General features: G+C 47.3%; 7 protein-coding genes. All 7 read right to left on the reverse strand.

Features of this window, described 5'->3' with window-relative positions:
• Positions 1 to 32: 32 nt before the first annotated feature.
• Entirely contained in the window at positions 33 to 635 is a 603-nt protein-coding gene (locus VJY99_RS12380; protein ID WP_214594845.1) for a fimbrial-like protein, read from the reverse strand.
• Positions 636 to 649: 14 nt separating this feature from the next.
• Entirely contained in the window at positions 650 to 1,213 is a 564-nt protein-coding gene (locus VJY99_RS12385; RefSeq protein WP_174340810.1) for a fimbrial protein, read from the reverse strand.
• Positions 1,214 to 1,239: 26 nt separating this feature from the next.
• On the reverse strand, positions 1,240 to 1,803 hold the full coding sequence (locus VJY99_RS12390; protein WP_324118850.1) for a fimbrial protein: 564 nt from the start codon (positions 1,801 to 1,803) through the stop codon (positions 1,240 to 1,242).
• 39 nt (positions 1,804 to 1,842) lie between these two features.
• Entirely contained in the window at positions 1,843 to 4,437 is a 2,595-nt protein-coding gene (locus VJY99_RS12395) for an outer membrane usher protein (protein ID WP_324118852.1), read from the reverse strand.
• An 81-nt stretch (positions 4,438 to 4,518) separates the two neighbouring features.
• Positions 4,519 to 5,262, reverse strand: coding sequence for a fimbrial chaperone (locus tag VJY99_RS12400; RefSeq protein ID WP_324118854.1), 744 nt, complete (start codon positions 5,260 to 5,262; stop codon positions 4,519 to 4,521).
• An 86-nt stretch (positions 5,263 to 5,348) separates the two neighbouring features.
• A complete protein-coding gene (locus VJY99_RS12405) occupies positions 5,349 to 5,963 on the reverse strand; it encodes a fimbrial protein (RefSeq protein WP_174340807.1) in 615 nt (204 codons plus the stop codon).
• A 325-nt stretch (positions 5,964 to 6,288) separates the two neighbouring features.
• Positions 6,289 to 6,669 carry an aspartate 1-decarboxylase gene (gene panD / locus VJY99_RS12410; protein WP_023334546.1) on the reverse strand — a complete coding sequence of 127 codons (381 nt, stop codon included), beginning with the start codon at positions 6,667 to 6,669 and terminating at the stop codon, positions 6,289 to 6,291.
• Positions 6,670 to 6,737: the final 68 nt, after the last annotated feature.

Raw genomic sequence — 6,737 nt, forward strand, 5'->3', positions numbered from 1 at the left:
TGAACATTCTCATCCTTTTCCTGTTCTGGTTATTATTCGTAAGTGACGTCAACCCGTACTTTACTGGTGACGATACCGCCAGCCACTACGCCAGTGTTCTGATACCGGGCATAGAACTGATAATCCGTTAAAAATGCAGTATCCTGGTCGCTTACGTCATAAATGACTTTTGACGTACCGTCGTTGTTTAACACATTCGTTTTATATTTCTCAGAGAAAAGGACGACGCCAACATTTTTGGCTGCCCCTGCAGCAGTCTCTTCACTTTTAAATACCTGGTTTTGCCCCGGCCAAAATCCTGATTGTTGCGAGAAGCTAAAATTCAGCTTTTTAGCGGTGCTGCTGTCTCCATAGCAATCATCAACATGGATCTTAAAAGGGGTGCCGCCTGCATCATCGGTAGCCGTATAGCGATCGCTGCCATCAGCGTTATAAAACCAATTCCGCATCACGTTGGGGAGATAGATCTCTCCGCCATTCTCAAGGCTTAACTTACAGGTGCTATTAACAATATTGGCCGTAAGATTGACGTCGAGCCCAGAGCCTGCCTGGCTTACGCCAGGCAGGATGCTGCCAGCCAGAGCCATAAGCAACACAAGACCGGGCTGGTATAATGTAAACGGTGATTGTTGCATGATGGTTCCTGGAATTATGGGTAGGTGACAGTAAAGGTTACCGGTGCGGTAACGGCTCCTGCGCCAACATCAGCAATGGTTTGGCCTTGGCCAATGACGATTCGTGAGTTCATCGGGAGCTCGCCCTTGCCGTCAGTAATGGTCACTTCCTGATCTGCCGGAGGGGTGTTGCAACTCATCAAAACGCCGGTGTCGACAACGCCTGACCAGATTTCAAAACCGGTTGCTAAGCCGCCGGAGAAAGAGTCACCCGTTTTATTTGTACCACTACATTCCCCGCCAGCCCCTTTCGCAGCGGATACCGTTGCCTTGGTAACCCCAGAGCAGTTAGTGAAGTTGATTTTCAGCGGCTCGACGCGACTTTTGTTCACCAGATCGGATTTATAGACGTCGCCAAACGCAATTTCAGTAGACGCAGTACCTGCATCGTTAAGCACTTTTGCTGTACAGGTGCCTGATACAATTTTTGTTTTAATCGTCAGTTCGACACTGCTGGTACCTGTTATTGCTGCACTTGCCATTCCCGAGAACAGAAGGGCAGAAACGGACAGGGCGATAAAGGTTGATTTCATTTTCATAATGTTGCTCCGTTTTCCTGCACCAATCACTCGTAGCTAAATTCAAAAGTCGCCACGGCTAGAAAATCGCCAATTGTCATTTTGTTTGGCTGGGTTTCACGTAAGGTGGCCATCAGAGCAACTTCCTTATTCTGGAGTTCTGTTGGGCTCCAGACCAGGCGCTCTGCATCCACGGTAGAGTTAACGACAAATGGGGCGTCTGGTGTACTCGCTCTGGCGATTTCGACTGAAGAGTAATCTGCAGCGCCTGATGCTGCTTGGTTAATAATCCCTGATGGCAAATAACCCGATTTTTTTCCCTTTACGGTTGTTTTCAATGAGGTCAGTGACGCCGGGCATTCAACCATCACGATTTTGAACGTGGCATTTGCCGTACCGGCTTTGACATCATCTAAACGCACCTGACCGTTAGTACCGATAGTCAGCGTTTGCTGGGTATCTGAACCTTCACCGCCAACCAGCTTCATATCACAGGTGGTTTCGCGAATATTGGCCGTGAAATTAACATTCAGATCGGTTGCCGCAGCCGATCCTGTCATCGCTAACATTGCTAATGCGATTAATGAATAACCGCAACGTTGTTTCTTCATATTATTTCCCATGGGTGTAATTCCCTGTTGTAAATATCATTACATTTGGCACTGCTGATTACTCAGAAGGGTTGTGAGACCCGCTTTTTTCGCATTCGCTGGGATCTGATAATGTACGGTACAAGAACTGGTGCTATCGCTGCCCCATACCACTCGCAGGACACCTTTATCTTCCACTCCGCGTACATACGCTTGCCCAGCTTGTCCTACTGTTCCAATTGGCTCATTCTTCTCGTTCAGTACATCTGCGCCCAGTGGAATAAAGCCCTTATCTGAACGTTGTAATTCCAGAACAAGCGAACGGCCTTCATCTGTTTCAAAATTCACTAATACAACGGAGCCATTACGCGGCACAGCAACTGCGCTTGTGTTTTTAATTTCGACATCCGCTTCGAGGGTGCTGATATCAATTGAAACCCGGTTTTCTCTGTAGGCAGACATATACGGCATAATGCCGTACCCGGAGCTATCAATACGGCTCTGGCCATAACCCAGGCGAGCCCCTGTCGCGCCACTCGCTTTCACCAGCGCCAGTGAATCCGTTTCGCCGATACTGCCTGGCGTAAATACAACGCCACCTGAGTGAACAACCAATCCACCGTTGTAGCTCGCGGAATATTGCTTACTGTTGTCATCACCAAAGGACGCCGAGACGCCAAGAGGGCCGTAAGGACTGTTCCATGAGCTAAAACCGCTAACCTGGTTGAGATTGCCGTAGTTTCCGCCGCTTGAAGAGGCGCTGACGGAGTAACTCACGTCACTGTTTTTGGTGTTACCGCTCGCCGTAGAGTTGAAGCTGGTACCGCCTTTCAAATCAGAGCGCAGGCTCATGTTGACGTTGTTAAACCCGCCTGACTGCGTATGGTCTTTATCAAAAACGCTGAACGGGACGCTGAGGTTGACGTATACGCTGTCATCCTTCTCGCCCGATTCGTTATAGGTACGCTGGAGTGAAACGCTATAGCTGCCGTAAGCGAAGCTATTGTTGTAGCCCACGCTGTAGTCAGAAGTTGAACTGCTATCGTTCCAGTAATCCTCCCAGGTGCCGCTAATATAGAGAGAACCGTATTCCTCACCGCTTACATTTAACGGCTGGTTAAGACTGACCTGAACCTGGTTTTTTGTACGCTGATAGTCAGCATACAGTTGCGCATTGCTGTCATAGGAACGGTTACCGTATTCCTGATGATGGATACTGTCCTGCAAAGAGGCGGCATCATTCAGGCTAAGGTAATCCTCGGTTGAGAAGCGATAGGCTGCCACGTTCAGGGAGGTGTTTGTCGCTTCCAGCATTTTGCTGTAGGTCAGCCGATAACTCTGTCCTTTAAGCGTGTCGAGCCCATCGATGTCGGCATAGGACTGCGTCACGTCGAATGCAAATGCACCAATACGGGTGTTCATTGCCAGGCCAAGCAGGCCGGCATAGAAATCCATATCTGTATATTGCGCGCCAACGTAGCCGGTAAAGGTATTATTCAGGCCATACGCATAGGTTGCATAACCGACTTTTGGTTTGTCATGCAGTGAATCATCATCCAGCTCGCCTAAACCGACATCCCACCGGCTGGAACCCGGGCGGAGCATTTGCGTGACCGAGGAGAACGGAACGGTAAACGTCCGTTTACTTCCATCAGCTTCTTCTACGGTAACAATCAAATCATTGCCATAGCCTGTCGTACTGAGGTCATTGATCTCAAAAGCACCTGGTGGAACGGTCGTTTCATAAATCTTGTTACCGCTTTGCATTACGCTAACTTTAGCGTTGCTGTTTGCCACGCCGCGAATCACGGGCGCATAACCAGTAGCACCTTGTGGGAGCATGCGGTCATCGTTAAACATCCGCGCACCACGCAGGCTCACCGAGTCAAAGATATCGCCGCGGGTGTAGGAATCACCCAAAACCATCTGTGCGTTAAGCGGTGTAATGTCTCGCTGAAGATAGATATCCTGGCTTGAATAGTGCGAACCGTTATCGCTGTCCCAGTTCATGCTGCCGCGAGAACGTAAACGCCACGCACCCATGTTCAGGCCATAGCGCAGCCCTGCATAGGCAGTATCCGAGTTTGTTCCGTTAGATTCGCTGTGCCAGGTATTGAGATCGTATGAGAGCAATCCAGCGGTAACGCCGTCATCCCATAAAGAGGGATCGACATACCCCGCAGGGAGTTTAAGCACATAGATCTGTGGGAAATCGAGATCCATTTCCTGCTTACCGCTGTCAAAATGCTCAGATGCACCAGGATAGTATTTCTTAATATCCACACAGGCCGCGTCATCCTTCTTGACGTCATCGCCTAATTTGCTGGTATCTATACCTGATTGAGACAAGATGAGTTTTGTCAGACATGCTGAGGCGCGTGGCGTTTTATTATCAATGAATGTCATCTCAACCGTGGATTTTGAATTGCCATTCAAATTCACTTTTACACGGTAGGTGCCCGGCAATACCGGGTTGCCGTAAGCGTAACGCTCAACGTTGATACTTCCACCATTATCGATAAGGAACTGGTCATTAAATTCAATGGCCGATTCTGATTCGGAAGCGGTGTCTACATTATTTTTTCCATTCTCGCTGGCGTGCAGCGGTAATGCTGCACAGATAGCGAGGCATAAGAGTGAACGTTGAAATAGCATGCTTCATCCAGACAAGTCGCCGTTCGAATGCTTCACAGCATTCGAACGTTTTATTTTTATAATGTGGCGGTGTTGTATTGATTAATTAACTTTGGCTTCGAAATTATCAGAGCCGCCATTGTCGTTAATCGTGTCGTAAGCAACAGAACCCGCAGTCGTATTGCTGAGGCCTTTTATCTGCATGGCTTGAGTGCTAAAAGGTAAAATTGATTTATGATCAACCTGGTATACTTTGCCTGCGGATTTCAATGTGACGTTCGAAATTGAAACGTTATAAGGTGAATCATTGTGGGCGACCAGGTTAACCGTGCTGCCTTGTTTTTGCTGCGACCATGTTACTTTGGCTGCGGCGTCTCCTGGCGTACCTTTCAGGCCGTCAGGACGGAAAAAGAGTTTAATACGCGTGCGGAATGCTAACTGAAGCTGGTTTGGGCTTTCACCGTCTTTTACTTTTGATTTTGGTGGGATTTCAAGCACATTGAACCAGAATAAGGATTCTCGATCTTTAGGCAATGAACCGCCCAGATAAGAAATACGAACGGATTGACCTTTTTGCGGATCAATTCTGGATACAGGTGGAGTGATAATAAACGGTAATTTTAATTCTTGTGGGTTAGTATCATCACGGCCATCATCGAGCCATGACTGTACCAATAACGGTTTTTTACCACGGTTATCTAAAGAAACAATGACATCTTTCTGCGATTGCTGATAAACAATACGCGTACCCGAAATAACGATATCCGCACTTGCCTGAAATGATGCAAAAACAGCAGCAGTAAGGCAGGCTACTTTTAATCCCTTATAAAATGATGTACTTAACATTTTTCCACTTCCTGTTGGAATGATATCAAATAATCCCCCGACGAATGTCAGGGGATGAATAGTACTCTTGAACTACGTTTTTAGAATTATTCGTAGATCATTGTGAAAGCAGCTTGAGCCTGAACAACACCCGCAGTTACTGGGTTGCTGTTTGCGTCCCAGCCCTGACCCTGGGTGTAAGCTACACGGTAGTACAGTGCGCCTGCGCCATTGGTATCAATAGTGGCTTTCTGGGTGTTGTTGGTCTGATCAAGTTTGATCTGATCGGTAGCAGAGTTGCCATCGTTTGACAGAACCAGGTTGACGTTTTTCGCAGCGCCCTGGGTGTTTGTTGGTGGAACCAGCAGGCCGCCGGAAGTGGAAGAAGAACCCGCCCATGAATCGAACTGAGCAGATGCCTGAGAAACGGTAGCAGAATCACAGCCGGTCAGCGTCAGGGAGAATTTCTTCTCGCCCAGGGTGCTGTCGGTGCTCAGTGCAGTAGCGAAATCTTTTACAAATACGGTATCCAGGTTAACGTCGAAATCGTTACCGTCCTGGTCAATTTTCTGATCCAGGGATACTTTACAGGTGTTGTTAGAAACCATACCGTGGAAAGTAATGGTACCTGTATCTGAAGGAATTGGATCAGCCGCCATTGCAGAACCAGCGCTCAGAACCATTGCTACTACAGTTGCCAGACCTAATTTATTAAAAGACATTTTTTATATCCATATTAAATGCTAGAAATTAAACATACGCAAAGCCTATGTTTGTTCCGAACTAATGTTTCGGGAAAAGGATTCTAATTGAGGGGGGATGGCGATGGAAAGTCATTTGCCATTAGAATTACTTAAACGATTTTTTAGTTAAAAAATGTATTTATAGGTTGCTGATAATTATGAGTTATAGGTGAGGTATGACGTGAATAGAGATTGGTGGTATAACAATAATAAATTTATATTAATGTGTTTTATTTATTTTCTGGGATTATGAATTCATTACCCGAAGTGCTCTCCGGGTAATTTAATTATATCTTAGATACGCTTACGCCACCTGAACCGGAATCGCCTTCGCGGTGCGTTTCATATCGTTGTCGCCGTCGAAATAAGCCACCTTCGGCTGCCAGCGACGCGCTTCTTCGTCAGACATCATGACAAAGCTGGCGATAATGACGATGTCGCCCACGTCCGCGCAGTGCGCAGCCGCGCCGTTAACGGAAATGATTTTAGACCCGCGCTCGGCAGCAATCGCGTAGGTTGAGAAGCGTTTACCGTTGTTCACATTCCAGATATCAATCGCTTCGTTTTCAAGAATTCCCGCAGCGTCGAGAAAATCCTGATCGATCGCGCAGGAGCCTTCATAGTGCAGATCGGCCTGGGTGACTTTCACACGGTGAAGTTTACCTTGCAGCATTTTGCGAATCATTACGTTTACCTTTAATTATCAAGGGTGAAGAACTACACCAGCTCAACCACTTTATTGTCGATTAGGCG

Origin of the sequence: Buttiauxella sp., from assembly GCF_035271705.1 — a bacterium.
Lineage (GTDB): Bacteria > Pseudomonadota > Gammaproteobacteria > Enterobacterales > Enterobacteriaceae > Buttiauxella.